At 65.5% G+C, this 15,316-nt stretch carries 14 protein-coding genes; 8 read left to right on the top strand and 6 right to left on the bottom strand.

Annotated features, from left to right (window positions below; all coding sequences use genetic code 11):
* Positions 1-41 precede the first annotated feature (41 nt).
* Positions 42-857: a pseudouridine synthase gene (locus B5J99_RS07385; protein ID WP_117352026.1), complete on the bottom strand. Its 816-nt coding sequence runs from the start codon at positions 855-857 to the stop codon at positions 42-44.
* 98 nt (positions 858-955) lie between these two features.
* On the opposite strand from B5J99_RS07385, the gene B5J99_RS07390 reads away from it, so the two are divergent.
* Complete coding sequence (locus tag B5J99_RS07390; RefSeq protein ID WP_054136289.1) at positions 956-1,384, top strand: response regulator; 429 nt, start codon at positions 956-958, stop codon at positions 1,382-1,384.
* A 41-nt stretch (positions 1,385-1,425) separates the two neighbouring features.
* Here the strand turns inward: B5J99_RS07390 and B5J99_RS07395 are convergent, their stop codons facing one another.
* The 3 genes from B5J99_RS07395 to B5J99_RS07405 all read right to left on the bottom strand — a co-directional run bounded on the left by B5J99_RS07395 (position 1,426) and on the right by B5J99_RS07405 (position 4,051).
* Positions 1,426-1,767, bottom strand: a complete 342-nt coding sequence (locus B5J99_RS07395) for a hypothetical protein (RefSeq protein WP_117352027.1) — start codon at positions 1,765-1,767, stop codon at positions 1,426-1,428.
* Positions 1,768-1,856: 89 nt separating this feature from the next.
* On the bottom strand, positions 1,857-3,164 hold the full coding sequence (locus B5J99_RS07400; RefSeq protein WP_245991785.1) for an MFS transporter: 1,308 nt from the start codon (positions 3,162-3,164) through the stop codon (positions 1,857-1,859).
* Positions 3,165-3,235: 71 nt separating this feature from the next.
* Positions 3,236-4,051 carry a 2-keto-4-pentenoate hydratase gene (locus B5J99_RS07405; RefSeq protein WP_054136287.1) on the bottom strand — a complete coding sequence of 272 codons (816 nt, stop codon included), beginning with the start codon at positions 4,049-4,051 and terminating at the stop codon, positions 3,236-3,238.
* A gap of 205 nt (positions 4,052-4,256) precedes the next feature.
* Here B5J99_RS07405 and B5J99_RS07410 point away from each other — a divergent pair, with 205 nt between their 5' ends.
* The 5 genes from B5J99_RS07410 (at position 4,257) to B5J99_RS07430 (ending at position 9,348) form a co-directional block, all read left to right on the top strand.
* On the top strand, positions 4,257-5,264 hold the full coding sequence (locus B5J99_RS07410) for a LacI family DNA-binding transcriptional regulator (RefSeq protein ID WP_054136310.1): 1,008 nt from the start codon (positions 4,257-4,259) through the stop codon (positions 5,262-5,264).
* A 123-nt stretch (positions 5,265-5,387) separates the two neighbouring features.
* Positions 5,388-6,026 carry an RpiB/LacA/LacB family sugar-phosphate isomerase gene (locus B5J99_RS07415; RefSeq protein WP_117352028.1) on the top strand — a complete coding sequence of 213 codons (639 nt, stop codon included), beginning with the start codon at positions 5,388-5,390 and terminating at the stop codon, positions 6,024-6,026.
* Between the two features lie 22 nt (positions 6,027-6,048).
* Positions 6,049-6,807, top strand: coding sequence for a 2-dehydro-3-deoxy-D-gluconate 5-dehydrogenase KduD (kduD, locus tag B5J99_RS07420; RefSeq protein WP_117352029.1), 759 nt, complete (start codon positions 6,049-6,051; stop codon positions 6,805-6,807).
* Positions 6,804-7,820 (top strand): sugar kinase, encoded by a 1,017-nt coding sequence (locus B5J99_RS07425; protein WP_117352030.1) that lies wholly within the window; start codon positions 6,804-6,806, stop codon positions 7,818-7,820. The genes kduD and B5J99_RS07425 overlap by 4 nt, the downstream gene beginning before the upstream one ends.
* Positions 7,807-9,348, top strand: a complete 1,542-nt coding sequence (locus B5J99_RS07430; RefSeq protein ID WP_117352031.1) for a carboxylesterase/lipase family protein — start codon at positions 7,807-7,809, stop codon at positions 9,346-9,348. Before B5J99_RS07425 ends, B5J99_RS07430 begins: the two co-directional genes overlap by 14 nt.
* Here the strand turns inward: B5J99_RS07430 and B5J99_RS07435 are convergent.
* Both B5J99_RS07435 and B5J99_RS07440 read right to left on the bottom strand, forming a co-directional pair.
* Entirely contained in the window at positions 9,317-9,748 is a 432-nt protein-coding gene (locus B5J99_RS07435) for a cupin domain-containing protein (RefSeq protein ID WP_117352032.1), read from the bottom strand. The genes B5J99_RS07430 and B5J99_RS07435 overlap by 32 nt on opposite strands.
* Positions 9,745-11,103 carry a pectate lyase family protein gene (locus B5J99_RS07440; RefSeq protein ID WP_117352033.1) on the bottom strand — a complete coding sequence of 453 codons (1,359 nt, stop codon included), beginning with the start codon at positions 11,101-11,103 and terminating at the stop codon, positions 9,745-9,747. Before B5J99_RS07440 ends, B5J99_RS07435 begins: the two co-directional genes overlap by 4 nt.
* 251 nt (positions 11,104-11,354) lie before the next feature.
* On the opposite strand from B5J99_RS07440, the gene B5J99_RS07445 reads away from it, so the two are divergent.
* Positions 11,355-14,255 carry a TonB-dependent receptor gene (locus B5J99_RS07445; protein WP_117352034.1) on the top strand — a complete coding sequence of 967 codons (2,901 nt, stop codon included), beginning with the start codon at positions 11,355-11,357 and terminating at the stop codon, positions 14,253-14,255.
* 57 nt (positions 14,256-14,312) lie between these two features.
* Positions 14,313-15,314 (top strand): alpha/beta hydrolase, encoded by a 1,002-nt coding sequence (locus B5J99_RS07450; RefSeq protein ID WP_117352035.1) that lies wholly within the window; start codon positions 14,313-14,315, stop codon positions 15,312-15,314.
* The last annotated feature ends 2 nt before the right edge of the window (positions 15,315-15,316 follow it).

Genomic DNA, 15,316 nt, shown 5'->3' on the forward strand with positions numbered 1-15,316 from the left:
CTTCCCCTCCCCCTTGGCGAGGGATGGCGTGGGATAGTCCATCATTTCAACGTGTTCCTGAACGTGATCAGATCGTGCCTGCGCACTTCCTCGAGCGCGCCGGGCTCGAGCCCTTCGAGCAGGAAGGGGCCATAGCGGGTGCGGATCAGGCGCGAGACCTTGAGGCCGAGGTGCTCGAGCACGCGGCGGACCTCACGGTTCTTGCCCTCGGTCAGCGTCATCTCGATCCAGCCGTTGCGCCCGGTGCGGCGTTCGAGATTGGCGTCGATCTTGCCATAGCGGATGCCCTCGATGGTGATGCCGTGGATCAGGTCCTCAAGCTGGGTCTGGCTGACCTCGCCGAACGCGCGGGCACGATAGGTGCGCTCGACCCCGGTGGCGGGTAGCTCCATCTGACGCTTGAGCTCGCCGTCATTGGTCATCAGCAGCAGCCCCTCGGTGTTGAGATCCAGCCGACCGACGGGCATCATCCGCGGTGCATCCGGGGCAACGCGGGCGAGATGGTCATAGATCGTCTCGCGCCCGGTGAAGTCGCGTGCCGCGGTCAGCAGCCCGGCAGGCTTGTGGAAGCGCCACAGCTTTGCAGGCGCGGGTTCCTTGACCGCCTTGCCGTCGACGGTGATGCCATTCAGGCTGGTGAGGACCGTTGCAGGCGTGGTGATGACCACGCCATCGCGCGCCACGCGGCCACCCTCGATCATCCGCTCGATCTCGCGCCTGCTGGCAATGCCGGCGCGGGCAAGCAGCTTGGCGATGCGCTGCCCTTCTCCCAGCGCGGATGCGCTGGCTCTGGCGGGGGCTTCGCGCGGCGACGGGCTGTCGTTGAGCGGATCGAATTTCGGTTTCCGGGGGGGCATGGGCGCTGCTATAACGAGGAAGGCCTCGCGCGGGAACGCAAGATTTGTCTGCCGCGTATTTCCATGAGACGCCCAAGCCCCTGTCCGAAAGTCATCAGATGCTGTTTTCGCGGTTCACCCGGTCGATCAAGACCATTCTGATCGTCGAGGACGAGCCATTGGTGGCGTTCGACAACGAATTGCGCGTCGTCGACGCGGGTTATCGCGTGGTGGCAACGGTCGATACGCAGGACGAGGCGATCGCGGTGCTCGAGCGCGAGGCGATCGATCTGGTTCTGGCCGACGTCAACCTGTCGCGCGGGGGCAGCGGGATAGAGGTCGCGCGGGTGGCCAGCGAGCGCGACATTCCCGTGCTGTTCGCCACGGGAACCTGCCCGGGCGGGGCGCAGCAATATGCGATCGGCTGCCTCAACAAGCCCTACAGCGCCGCCGAACTGGTCGGCGCGATCGATGCGGTGGACCGGTTGATCCGCGGCAAGAAGCCCAAAACAATGCCGAGACACCTGAGCCTTTTCGCCTCCCCGTAACCTGCCGATCACGGGGAAGCTTGAGGGTAGACTTTTGCGGCTCAGCCCGAATTGCCGAAGCTGATCACGTCGCCATCGCCGGGGCTGTCGCTCTCTGCGTCGTCGAGCGTGCCCAGCGGGCTTTCCTCGTCATCGTCGTTGCGTTCGCCGTCAAAGGCGCTGCGGTCGATATGGCCCGATTGCACCATCTGGTTCATGTGATCGACCAGATCCTGCTCGTCCTGCGGCACCACCGAAATTCCGTCCGAACCGCCCTGCTCGCTGTCCTCGCTGGGGTCGTCGTTGCGGTGCAGCGCCTCCTCAGCGATGTCCTGCGCCTGCGGAGCCTCCTGCTGCGACTGGTTGGTGGTGCCGTTGCTGTTGGTATCCCGGGTGTCTGCCATGCTGCGCGTCCTTTGTGCGACAAGATTGCCTGTTGCACATACGCGAAAGCCGGACGGACGTTGCGCAGCCTGGGAGGCCCCTGCGCGCCCTAGACGTTGGCGGGTGCCAGCCTGGGGCTCAGCAGATGCACCACCGCCAGCGCTAGCAGATAGGCGCTGGCGCAGATCGCGAACAGGATTTCATAGCTGCCCGTGCTGTCGAGGATGTAGCCGGTGAACAGCGCCATGCCCATGCCGCCGAGCGCCCCCACGGTGCCGCCGATGCCGATCACCGAACCCACTGCGCCGCGCGGGAACACGTCCGAGGGCAAGGTGTAGAGATTGGCGGAGAACGCCTGATGAGCTGCCGTCGCCAGTCCGATGATGAGCACCGCGGCCCATACGCTGTCGATGCTTTGCGCAAACCAGATCGGCGTGACCGCCAGCGCGCACAACAGCATCGTCGACTTGCGCGCGAAATTGGGGGTGCGCCCGGCCTTGATCAGCCGCGACGACATCCAGCCGCCGAAGATCGATCCGAAGTCGGAGATCAGGTAGATCGCCGCCAGCGGCAGGCCGAAGGTCTTCAGATCCATGTCATAGCGCTCGAACAGATAGCCCGGCAGCCAGAACAGGAAGAACCACCAGATCGGATCGATCAGGAACTTGCCCAAAGCATATGCCCAGGTCTCGCGAACGCTGAGCAGGCGGCTCCAGCCGATCTGCTCGACTGGGTCGGCGGGGTCCTGCTGGATCCAGGCGAGCTCGCCCGGGGTGACGCGCTTGTGCTCGGCCGGGTGGCGATAGATGAACCACCAGGCGGCAAGCCAGACGACGCCGAAGATGCCGGTGATGAAAAACGCCGAGCGCCAGCCGAAATACAGCACCAGCACCGGCACCAGCAAAGGCGTGATGATCGCGCCGACATTGGCCCCGGCATTGAACAGCCCGATGGCAAAGGCGCGCTCACGCTGCGGGAACCAGTCGGTGACCGCGCGGATGCCTGCGGGGAAGTTGCCGCTTTCGCCGATGCCGAGGCCGAAGCGCGCTGCGGCAAAGCTGGCGACGCCCGTGGCAAAGCCGTGCGCCATATGGCCGATGGTCCAGATGACGATCGCGACCGAATAGCCCAGCCGCGCGCCGACGACATCGACGATGCGGCCAAAGCCGACATAGCCGATGGCATAGGCGACCTGGAACCAGAAGACGATGTTGGCAAAGTCGCTCTCGGTCCAGCCGAATTCCGCGACCAGCGTGGGCTTGAGCACGCCGATCATCTGCCGGTCGATATAGTTGATGGCGGTGGCCGCGAACAGCAAGGCGACGATCACCCAGCGATAGCGGCCGGCATTGGCGGCGGCAGCGGTCACGGGCGCGGGCCCGGCCTGGGTGCCGATCGTCGCTGGGGCATCAACCATCTTCACTCTCCCTTGGCCATTTGGCCCTGTGGGTGGCGGCCAGGCTTTTGCCGGTCCGCCACAACGATCTGCTAGCGCGGCGTGGCAGCCACCACCCGGCAGTGCACGGCACCGCAGCCTTCGAAAATCGCGGTAAACGCCTGTCCGATGGCGATTTCATGCACCCCGGTGATCGCGCCGGTCGAGACCCACAGCCCCGCCGAGACATCCATGCCGCGCGCGATCAGGTTGGTCAGCAAAAAGCGCACCGCGCCATAGGGGCCGTCGAGCATGGTCGCTGCGGTAGCGGCGCCGACGACCTCGCCATCGATCTCGCTGCGCACCGGGATGGCGCACAGATCCAGATCGCGCCAGCCCTGCAGCGCCGGACCCTGCACCAGCCCGGCATTGTTGCCGAAATCGGAGACGGTGACCAGCGGGCCATCGGTGTTGATGCCGGGATAAGGCGAGCTGGCGACCTCGATGCCCAGCCGGACATCGTCGAGCAGCGCCTTGGTGCCTTCGTCGTCACAGGGGACCGGGCCGGTAAAGCCGGGGGCCACGTGCAGCAGCATCTCGGCCTCGCCGGCGGCAAAGCCGCCGTGGAACACCGGCATGTCGGGCGCATGGCCATCGGCGGCATCGACGATCGAATCGGCAAAAATCGGTCCGGACAGGCGGTTGGCGCCCAGCTGGCCATCGAGCGGCGGGTTGATCCGTCCGACCTTCCAGCCCACCACCGCGCGCCCGTCGATGACGATCGCGCGATCCTGGATCGTGTAGGCCGCCTGCAGTTCCTGCGGCTTGAGGCCCGGATAGCTATGCAGCGCGCGCGCCTCGCGGCGGGCACTGACAAAGGCCATGGCAACATCGTCGGCCTGTTCGTTCACCGTCAACTCGATCCCCATCCCAAGTCCATCTCTATGACCGGCTGCGTAAAGGAAACCGGTGTCATTCGCAAGTGGCGGCGTCTCGCCCGAGCGTTGTGTGCATGGATAGCGCGATGGTAACCGGTGTCAATGCGCATCCCATTGCCATGATGACCTTGGCGGGGCTAGGAGAAACCGGGCACTGACACCGGTGTAGTCTGGCGATGGAATGGAAACGCGCGTGATGAAGGCAAAGGACGGCAAGCCGACCATCAACGACGTCGCCCGGATCGCCGGCGTTTCCAAGAAAACGGTCAGCCGGGTGATCAACCGTTCGCCGCTGCTCAACGAGGCGACGCGCGAGAAGGTCGAGGCGGTGATCGCCGAGCTTGGCTATGTCCCCAACCCGCAGGCGCGCGCGCTGGCACTGCGGCGCAATTTCCTGATCGGGCTGATCCACGACAACCCCAATGCGCAGATGGTGCTGGGGGTGCAGCAGGGGATCTTGTCGGCGATCCGCGATACCGAGTTCGCGCTGGTGGTCCGCCCGGTCAACCGTCGCTCGCCCGACATGCTAGACGATGTCCGCGCGTTTCTCGACCAGCAGCGGCTGTTCGGCGTGATGCTGCTGCCACCGATTTCCGAGAACGATGCGCTCGCGGCGCTGTGCGAGGAACTGGGCGTGACCTATGTCCGCATGGGATCGGTCCGGCTCGACGACGACGCGCACATGGTCGCCTCCAACGACCGCGAGGCGGTGGCCAAGGCGGTCGCCTATCTGGTCGGGCGCGGCCACAGCCGCATCGGCTTCGTCGCGGGGCCCGAAGGCTTCCGCTCCGCAGCAGAGCGCGCTCTGGGTTATAGCGATGCGCTCGAAACCGCCGGAATAGCGCTCGACCCCGCGATCATGGCCGAGGGCAGCTACACCTTCGAGACGGGAATCGCTGCGGGCGAAAAACTGCTCGCCGCGACACCCCGGCCCAGCGCGATCTTTGCCAGCAACGACGAGATGGCCGCCGGTGTGCTCCATGCCGCGCGCACCCAGGGGCTGTCGGTGCCCGAGGATCTGTCGATCGTCGGTTTCGACGATACCGCGATCGCCGCGCATATCTGGCCGCCGCTTACCACCGTGCGCTGGCCGATCGAGGCGATGGCCAAGGCGGCGGCGATCAAGCTGATCGACCCGGCCGAAGCGCGCAAGCACCCCTCGCATTTCCTCTCCGACCTGATCGAGCGTGCCTCGGTCGCCTGACGACCCTGCGGGCCGGGGCAGGGCCAGTTTGGGGTTGCGCCGATCTATGACACCGGTTACCGTCTTTGCCATCAAGCCACAGCAATGCGGGACGCGAGACAGCGTCCACACGAGAGGACAGATATGAAGATCGCCCTGATCACCGAGAACAGCCAGGCTGCCAAGAACGCTATCATCCACGAAGCGCTGACCGATGTCGCCGAACCGCTCGGCCATCAGGTGTTCAACTACGGCATGTATTCCGCCGAGGACGCAGCCTCGCTGACCTATGTCATGAACGGGCTGCTCACCGGCATCCTGCTCAATTCGGGCGCGGCGGATTTCGTGGTCACCGGCTGCGGCACCGGAATGGGATCGATGCTGGCGTGCAACGCCATGCCCGGCGTGTTCTGCGGACTCGTCATCGACCCGACTGACGCGTTCCTGTTCGGCCAGATCAACGACGGCAACGCGATCTCGATGCCCTATGCCAAGGGCTTCGGCTGGGCGGCAGAGCTCAACCTGCGCGATGTCTACGGCAAATTGTTCGATGGCGAACGCGGGCTCGGCTATCCCAGGGAGCGCGCCGAAATCATGCGCACCAACCGCGGTATTCTGAAGGACCTCAAGGCTGCCAGCTGCCAAGACATGCTAACCGTGCTGAAGACCGTCGACCAGGACCTGCTCAAGGCTGCGATTGCAGGCGAGCGCTTTGCCGAGTATTTCTACGCCAACGCGAGCGATCAGGAGATGGCGGCGTATCTGAAGGGCATCACGGGCTGAGGCCTGCTAAGGGACACGGGACATGACAGCCAGCCCCTTCGATCTTGCAGGCAAGACCGCTTTGGTCACCGGCGCGAACACCGGCATCGGCCAGGCGATTGCGGTCGCGCTCGCTGAAGCCGGCGTCGATGTCGCGGTCGCGGGCCGGTCGGAGCCGACTGAAACGCTCGCCGCGATTCAGGCGACCGGGCGCAAGGCGGTGAACATCGCCGCGGACTTCGGCTCGATCGAGCCGGTGGGGCGCGTGGTCGACGAGGCGCTGGCGGGGCTTGGACGGCTCGATATCCTGGTCAACAATGCCGGCATCATCCGCCGCGCCGATCTGCTCGACTTCGGCGAGGCGGACTGGGACGCGGTGATCGACACCAACCTCAAGACGCTGTTCTTCCTCAGCCAGGCTGCAGCGCGGCATATGGCGAGTCGCGGATCGGGCAAGATCATCAACATCGCCTCGCTGCTGACCTTCCAGGGCGGGGTTCGGGTGCCGAGCTATGCCGCAGCCAAATCGGGCGTCGGCGGGGTGACCAAGGCGATGGCGAACGAACTCGCGCCCAAGGGCGTCCAGGTCAACGCGATCGCACCGGGCTATATCGCCACCAACAACACCGCCGCGCTGCAGGCTGACGAGACGCGCAACCGCCAGATCATGGAACGCATCCCCGCCGGGCGCTGGGGCCGGCCGCAGGATATTGCCGGCGCGGCTTTGTTCCTGGCATCGCCTGCGTCGGATTACGTCACCGGCCATATACTGGCGGTCGATGGCGGCTGGCTCGCGCGATGAGCAAGGCGGGCGCGGTCGTCTGTTTCGGGGAAATGCTGCTGCGGCTTTCGCCGCCCGGCGTGCGGATGATCGTGCAGGCCCAGGCGCTCGAGATGGGGGTGGGCGGCGCGGAGGCCAATGTCGCCGCCGGGCTCGCCTCGCTGGGGCACGAGGCGCGGATGGTGACGCTGCTGCCCGCCAGCCCGCTGGGCGACAAGGCGCGTTCCGAGCTTGGCGCTGCGGGGGTGGACATCCGCTACGTCGCGCGCGGGCCGGGGCGCATGGGGCTGTATTTTCTCGAGCCGGGCGCGGGGCTGCGCCCTTCCTCGATCACCTATGACCGCGCCGGATCGGCGTTCGCGCAGTGCGACGCGGGTGCATTCGATTTCGCAGGCGCGCTGGAAGGCGCCGCCCTGCTGCATCTGTCGGGGATCACCCCTGCATTGGGCCCCAATGGCGTCGCACTCGCCCGCGCTGCCGTTGCTGCGGCGCAGGCGGCGGATGTACCGATCTGCTTCGATGGCAACTACCGAGCGCTGCTGTGGGACGCATGGGACAGCGATCCGCGCGCGATCCTGACCGAACTGGTGGGGGCTGCGACGGTGCTGATCGGCAACCACCGCGATATCTCGCTGCTGCTGGGCAAGGCCTTTTCGGGCGATGGCGCAGAGCGCAGGCGCGAGGCGGTGGATGCGGCGTTTGCAGCCTTCCCCAATCTCGAGCTGGTCGCCTCGACCGCGCGCCATGTGGTGAGCAGCGATCACCACCGCATCGCCGCGCGGGTCGATACCCGTGCGTCAAAGCACCAGACCGCCGAGATCGATGTCACCGGTATCGTCGACCGGATCGGCACCGGCGATGCCTTTGCCACAGGCGTGCTGCACCAATATCTGCAAGGCGGCGATGCCCAGGCCATGGCCGAAACCGGGCTGGCGCTCGCAGCGCTCAAGCATTCGCTGCCGGGCGACATGTGCCTGATCGGTGCGGGCGAGCTGGCGGCATTCTCGTCCGCCGGCGGCGATGTCCGGCGCTGATCTCACCCGGCGTTCGCTGCTGGGCGTCGGCGCGGCGCTGATGGCCACTCCGGCGCTGGCAAAGGGCGCCGACCCCAGGGTCGGTCGCTTTACCGGGCTCCGCGAACAGGGCGTGCTCGCGTTCAAGGGCATCCGCTATGGCCGCGCGCAACGGTTCGCGCGCGCGGTTCCGATGGTGGCAGATGGCGCGGTCAAGGCGCAGGACTTCGCCCCCATCGCGCCGCAGCGCGGCAATCCCGACCTGCCCCAGTCCGAGGATTGCCTGTTCCTCAACATCTGGACGCCCGACTCCAATCCTGCCGCGAAGCGTGCGGTGATGGTGTATTTCCACGGCGGCGCTTACTCCAACGGCACCGTCACCGACCCGCTGACCCATGGCGGCAGGCTCGCGGCTTCAGGCGATGTGGTGGTGGTCACGGTCAACCACCGGCTCAATGCGCTGGGCTATGCCTGGCTCAAGCCGCTGGGCGGCCGCTTTGCTAATAGTGGCAATCTGGGCCAGCTCGACCTGATCCTCGCGCTCGAATGGGTGCGCGACAATATCGCAGGTTTTGGCGGCGACCCGGGCAAGGTGATGGTGTTCGGCCAGTCGGGCGGCGGGGCGAAGATCGCGACCTTGATGGCGATGCCCGCAGCAGATGGTCTGTTCCACAGCGCCGCGACGATGAGCGGCCAGCAGGTCGTCGCCAGCGGCCCGGGCAACGCGTGGAAGCGGACCCAGGCGCTGATCGCGGCGCTGGGCCTCCAGCCCGGCGATGCAGAAGGGCTGCTGGCAATGCCCAGCGAGCGCATCGTCGAAGCGCTCACCGCGACAGATCCGATCATGGGCGGGGCGGTCTATTTCGGCCCGGTGCTCGACATGACCAACCTGCCGCGCCACCCGTTCTGGCCCGATGCCGCGCCGCAATCGAACCACATTCCTATGATCCTGGGCAACACGCGCGAGGAGACGCGCGCGTTCATCGACCCCAGGGGCGCGAAGCTCAAGGGTCTGGGGTGGGACAATCTGGCCGATCGCGTTTTGCCCGAAATCAAGATCGACCTCGATGTCGATTGGGTGGTGGCGCAGTACCGCGCGCAATATCCCGACTGGAGCCCCGAACAGATCTTCTATTCGGCGACCACCGCGGGCCGGTCGTGGCCGGGGCAGGTAATCGAGGCGGATGCGCGGGCGCAGGCGGGCGCAGCGGCGACCTGGGTGTATCAGCTCGACCGTCCTTCTCCGATCGACCCCTTGCGCGGCGCGGCGCACACCGACGACATTCCCTACGTGTTCGGCACGCTCGATGCCCCCGGAAGCATGAGTGGCACCGATGCAGGCGCGCGCGCGACCCGCGACATCATGATGCAGGCGTTTGCGGGGCTGGCGAAGACCGGTGTGCCAGGGCTCGCGGAGTGGTCGCCCTACAGGCTGCCCGACCGCGCAACCTTGGTCGTCGGCGACGGCACCGCGACCGCCCTCAACGACCCGCGCCGCTGGGAACGCGAGCTCTGGGCTAAGGCTCCTTACGTTCAGCCGGGGAGTTGACCGGCGCTTCCCTGGGTTCTGCCACGGGATAGGCGATGATCAGCGCGAGCGGCTTGTCCCCCTTCTGCCAGATCCCCACCACCGCGCCGTCATAGAGATATGCCGTCATGCCGGGCTTGAGAGTGGCACGCTGGCCATCGGAGACAACCTCGCCCTCGCCGTCGAGCACATAATAGACCTCGTCGTGGGCGATTGCGTGCTCGCCGATCGCGGACCCGATATCGAGCGTGCGGCGGCGGAATTCCATCCGGCGCGGTTGCGGTGCGTGGTCGCTGATCCGCCACGCGGTGCTCATCCCGATGGCGCCATGCGGCGGCGGCTCGCGGCGCACGGTGTCGGCCTCGTCGATCACAGCCATAGGAGGGGCTGCGAGCAGGAGCAGCGCGAGAAGGCCGCTCATGGCTGGGGCCGAGCTTGGCGCTGGCGCATTTCGCGGTCGCGGGTGGAAAGCGATTCCTGGCTCGCCCCCTTCTGCCCGGGATAGCGCCCCGATTTCGGGGTCATCGTGTCGAGGTTCCACTCGGCCTCGACGAAGCGAGCTGCGGTGGGGGCAGGCCTGGGGTAGCCGCCGACCTCGCTCTCGTCGTCGATGATGTCGCCGCGCCCTTCGGCAACGAAGAACAGCACGCGGATGTCGTCGGGCGCGCGGTCCCAGGGGCGGGCGCCTGCGGTCTGCAGCAACGATGTCTCGACCTCGCCCGAAGGCAGGATGCGGTATTGCGATACGTCGGCGAGCGGCGCCCTGGCGGTGATCAGTTTCGCGCGAGTCTCGCCATAGCGGCCGAACTGGGGGAGGGGATTGCCATGCCGGTCGACCGCGCGATTGTCCTTGCCGAAATAGGCAAGGTCGCCATCGCCGCCCAGCATCAGGAAGGGCAGTCCTTCGTTCGTGTCGTTGCCGCCGCGCATGACATTGCCGACCGCGGTGATCTCGCCGGTGACATAGTCCTGCCCCAGCCATTCGAGATTCATCAGGTTGTAGTGCACCGCGCGGTGGCCGGGATTGTAGATCAGGTTGTTGATCATCGCGACCTGCGCCCCGCCCTTGACCAAAGGCGCACGCTCGACATTGTGCGCCCAGACATTGCGGTAGAAGGTGATGTGGGTGGCGTTGTCGTGGATCAGCGATCCCTTGGAGTGCTCGCCCTTGGGGTGGCTCGAATTGGCAAGCCCTTCGGCGGCAAGGTTGTCGCGGAAGACGATGTGGTGGCTGGTCCCGGCGCGCCACTCGGCAAGCGTCTTGCCGGTAAAGCGCGGGCCGGATGCGGACATGTTCTCGTCCACCCCCCACAGAAAGCTGCAATGCTCGACCACGATGTTGCGCGCCGCGACGGTGGAAAACGAATCCGCCTCCCAGCCCGACATGCGCGCCTGGCCATCCGCGCCGGTCATGACGCGCAGGTGCGAGACCACGACATCGTGCGTCTTCACATCGATCCCGCCCTTGATCAGCGTGATCCCCGGCGACGGCGCGGTCTGCCCGGCGATGCTGACAAACGGCTCGGTGATGTCGAGCGAACTGCGCCCCAGATCGATCACCCCGCCAACCTCGAACACGATGATGCGCGGGCCCTTGGCGGCAAGCGCTTCGGCGAACGATCCCGGACCCGATTTGGCCAGCGTCGTCACCTTGATGATTCGCCCGCCCGCGCCGCCCCGGGTGGGGTCGGCCGGATGCGGCTCGGCCAGCGCCGGTGTGAGGGTGGCAAGCGCGAATGCGCCGATGCACAGGGTTTTTCCCAGTCTTGCAAGCATGTCTCTCTCCCGTTGCCATGGTTATTGACAGACGCCCGACTTGAGGGCAATACATAATGACACCGGTTACCGTGTTAGCATTTGTTGCTGAGACGCACGCCGGAAAGACAGTAAAAGACAGTGTGTGCTCGCCAGCCGATCTGGACGAGCACGGGAGCCAGGGTGTCGAAGAGGGTCAGAGCGTGTCCGCGTCTTCTCCTTTGACACCGGTAGCAATAGGCCCGAAAAGGGCAATTGGGAGGGGATTGAACATGGGCAGTCGGATTTCGCAGCGGGCATCGCGCGTTTCTATCATCAAGCTGGCACTGCTTGCAGGCTGCGCATTCGGTGCGGCAGGCACGGCGCAGGCGCAGGACGCCACCGCGCAGGACCAGGCCGCCGAGAATGACGCCGTTGCCGCCGACGAAATCGTCGTCACCGGTTTCCGCCAGTCGCTCGAGGCCGCGATCAACCTCAAGCGCAATTCGGTGGGCGCGATCGATGCGATCGTCGCCGAGGATATCGCCAAATTCCCCGACCAGAACCTCGCCGAATCGCTGCAGCGCATCCCCGGCATCTCGATCACCCGCGATGCCGGCGAAGGCCGTGCGATCACCGTGCGCGGTCTGGGCAGCCAGTTCACCCGCGTCCGCGTCAACGGGCTCGAAACCGTCGCCACCTCCACCGACGGCGCTTCGGCCAACCGCGACCGCGCGTTCGATTTCAACGTCTTCGCCTCCGAACTGTTCAGCTCGATCGTCGTCCACAAGACTGCCGAGGCCAGCCTCGACGAAGGTTCGCTGGGTGCTGTCGTTGACCTCAACACCGGCAACCCGCTCGCCGCCAAGGCGGGCTTCACCGCAGTCGGATCGGCTGTGGTGAGCTATAACGACCTGTCCGAATATGCAGGGCCGCGCCTTGCAGGGCTGCTGAGCTGGCGCAACGATGCCGGCACGTTCGGCGTTTCTCTCTCTGCCGCGTATCAGAAGACGCAGGTGCTGGAGCTGGGCAACAACACGGTGCGCTGGGCGCAGGCCCGCTTTGACTCGGTCAATGGCACCCCCTGTTTCCAGCAGAGCGCGGCCAATACGGCAGGGCGTCCGAACAGCGGGGGCGTGTACCGTCCCAGCGCAGTCTGCGACCAGGCCACGCTGTCCTTCCATCCGCGCATCCCGCGCTATGGTGAAGTGAAGCACGACCGCGAGCGACTGGGCATCACCGGATCGATCCAGTTCGCACCGACCGACATGACCAAGTTCTCGATCGACGGCCTGTTCTCGCGCTTCAACAGCGACCGCCGCGAGCGCTGGGGTGAAGTGCTGTTCCGTTCGAACGAGCGCTCGATCGACGTCATCAATCCGGTGTACGACACGAACAACAACATGATCAGCGGCACGTTCAACGATGCCTGGGTCCGCACCGAACATTACCTGCGCGAAAGCACCACCGAATTCTACCAGGTCGGCGGGACCTGGGACCAGGATCTTTCGGACAGCTTCCGCTTCACGCTGCTGGGGGGCATTTCCAAGTCGACCGCAGACATTCCGGTGGAAACGACCATCGTTTTCGATGACCGCGACGCGCAGGGCTATAGCTACGACTATTCCGACATGAAGCGTCCGAAGCTGACCTTCGGCACCAGCGTCACCGATCCGGCGGTCTTCCAGCTCGCCGAGATCCGCGATCGGCCCTCTGAAATCGTCAACCAGTTCAAGACCGCTCAGCTGCGCACCGAATGGGATGTGGCCGAGGGTTTCACCATCAAGGCGGGCGTGATGTGGCGCCGGTTCGAATTCGACACCGTGGCGTTCACGCGCGACACCGCGGTTTGCGGCAATGGCGGCCTTGATCGCGTGCTGGGCACGGTCACCTGTTCGCCAACCGCCGCGTTCGGCCCTGCCGCTATCTATGGCCTGCCCGTCACCGCGCAGATCTCCGAATTGTTCGAGCTGGGCAAGGCAGGTCAGCCGGCAGGCAATACCAACGCCTGGCTGGTCCCGAACCTCGACACCGCGGCCGAATTCACCAAGCTCTACAGCCGTCCGCTCGCGCTGGACGCAGGCAACAATCGCGGGGTGCAGGAAACGACCAAGGGCGGTTATGTGCAGTTCGATGCGAAGGGCGAACTGCTCGGCGTGGAATATGCCCTGAACGCTGGCATCCGTTACGTGAAAACCGAACAGTCCTCATATGGTCTGGTCGGCACGGTCGATCGGACGGTGGAGCGCAGCTATGACGACTGGCTGCCGTCTGCCAACCTGGCGATTTTCCCGACGCAGAACGTCATCCTCCGGTTCGCCGCAGCGGACGTCATCACCCGCCCGACGCTGGGCGCCTTGACCCCAGGTGGAACGGCGGATGGTTTCAACTACCGCGTGAGCACGGGCAACCCCTTCCTCGAACCCTTCCGCGCCACCAATTATGACATGTCGGCGGAATGGTATTTTGCACCTCAGGCTGTTCTGTCGGTCGCCTGGTTCAAGAAGAACATCGCCACCTTCACGCGCAGCGATTCGATAACCGAGCTGACCTATGCGCAAACCGGCGCCCCGGTGACATCGCTCAACCCCAGCTCTCCTGCAGCGATCAATCCGTCGCAGCTTCTGGAACCCCGCTGGGTGCTGTCCACGACTGTGAACGGCGAAGGTGCGACGCTCGAGGGATGGGAAATCGCGGCACAGATTCCGTTCTCCGCCTTTACCGACGGGTTCCTGGGCAATTTCGGCATTCTGGCCAACGCGACCTTCATCTCCTCCGATGCCGATTATCAGCTGCAAGGACCGATCACGGTTGCAAACCAGCCCAACGGCAATCTTGGGCCGCTCACCAACGTCAATGTCACCAACACCCTCGCCAACGTGTCGAAGCGTTCCTACAATGGCACATTCTATTATGACGACGGCAAGTTCTCCGCCCGTGTCATGGCCACCTATCGCAGCCGGTGGCACGAAGGTGCGAGCGGCACCGGCAACATCCTCGAAGGCTTTGGCAGCCAGTTCAACCTCGATGCCTCGATCCGCTACAAGGTGACCGAATGGCTTGAGGTTTCGCTGGAAGGCAACAACCTGACCGACACCTATCGCTATCGCTTCACCGATTTCGATGCGGACCGGAACTACGAGAACAACCATTTCGGCCGCACCTTCTTCCTCGGTGCTCGCTTCAAATACTGATGACAACCGGGTCAGCGGTTCGACGCTGTTCCTGCTGAATTAACCGGAGGACTCGCCATGAAGATCGATCGCCGATCCCTTATGGCGGCTCCTCTGGCTTTGGGGATGGCGCACAGTGCATGGGCGCAGACCGCGGTACCGAAGGTGCCGGGCGGCGCGCTCCCGCCCGGGCTGCCGCAACCGTCCGAAACCATCGATCTGTGGCCCGGTGGCGCGCCTGGCATGCCCGCACGAGCCCTTGCCGAGACCGTGCAGGAACGCTCGACCGACCGGCTGGTCACCGATCGGGCGGTCTTTGGCATAACCAAGGCCCGGATGGCGGTGTTCAGACCCGACCGGCCCAATGGCGCTGGCGTGCTGATCACGCCGGGCGGCGGCTATCGCTGGGTGGTGGTCGACAAGGAAGGCTATGAAATGGGCCGCTGGCTGGCGGCGCGCGGCTTTACTGCGTTCGTGCTGTTCTACCGGCTGCCGGGCGAGGGCTGGGCGGCAGGGCCGGATGTGGCGCTCGCCGATGCGCAGCGCGCGATGCGGCTGATCCGCGCGCGTTCCGGCGACTTCGCGCTGGATCCAGAGCGCGTGTCGGCGATGGGCTTTTCCGCTGGCGGCCATCTGTGTGCCGATCTCGCCACACGGTTCGATGCCAAGGTGTATGCGCCGGTCGACGAGGCGGACAAGCTTTCCGCTAAGCCGCACAGCGCAGCGCCGATCTATCCGGTGATCTCGATGACCGCGCCCGATGCGCATGCCGGATCGCGCGAACTGCTCGTCGGCAAAAGCGCGAGCCCGGCGCTCGAGGCCGCGCATTCGCCGCATCTGAACGTGCCCGCCGATGCGCCGCCGTTCTTCCTGCTCCACGCCGAGGATGACGATGCGGTGCCGGTCAACAACACGCTGTTGCTGCGCGCTGCGCTCAAGGCGAAACAGATCCGCGTCGAGACGCATCTGTTCGAGCATGGCGGGCATGGCTTTGGCCTGCGCAAGGCGATCGGCAAGCCGGTCGAGGTCTGGCCCGAGCTCTGGCGTGCCTGGGCGCGGACAACCGGGCTGGCGCTGTGAGT

The organism is Blastomonas fulva (assembly GCF_003431825.1).
Lineage (GTDB): Bacteria > Pseudomonadota > Alphaproteobacteria > Sphingomonadales > Sphingomonadaceae > Blastomonas > Blastomonas fulva.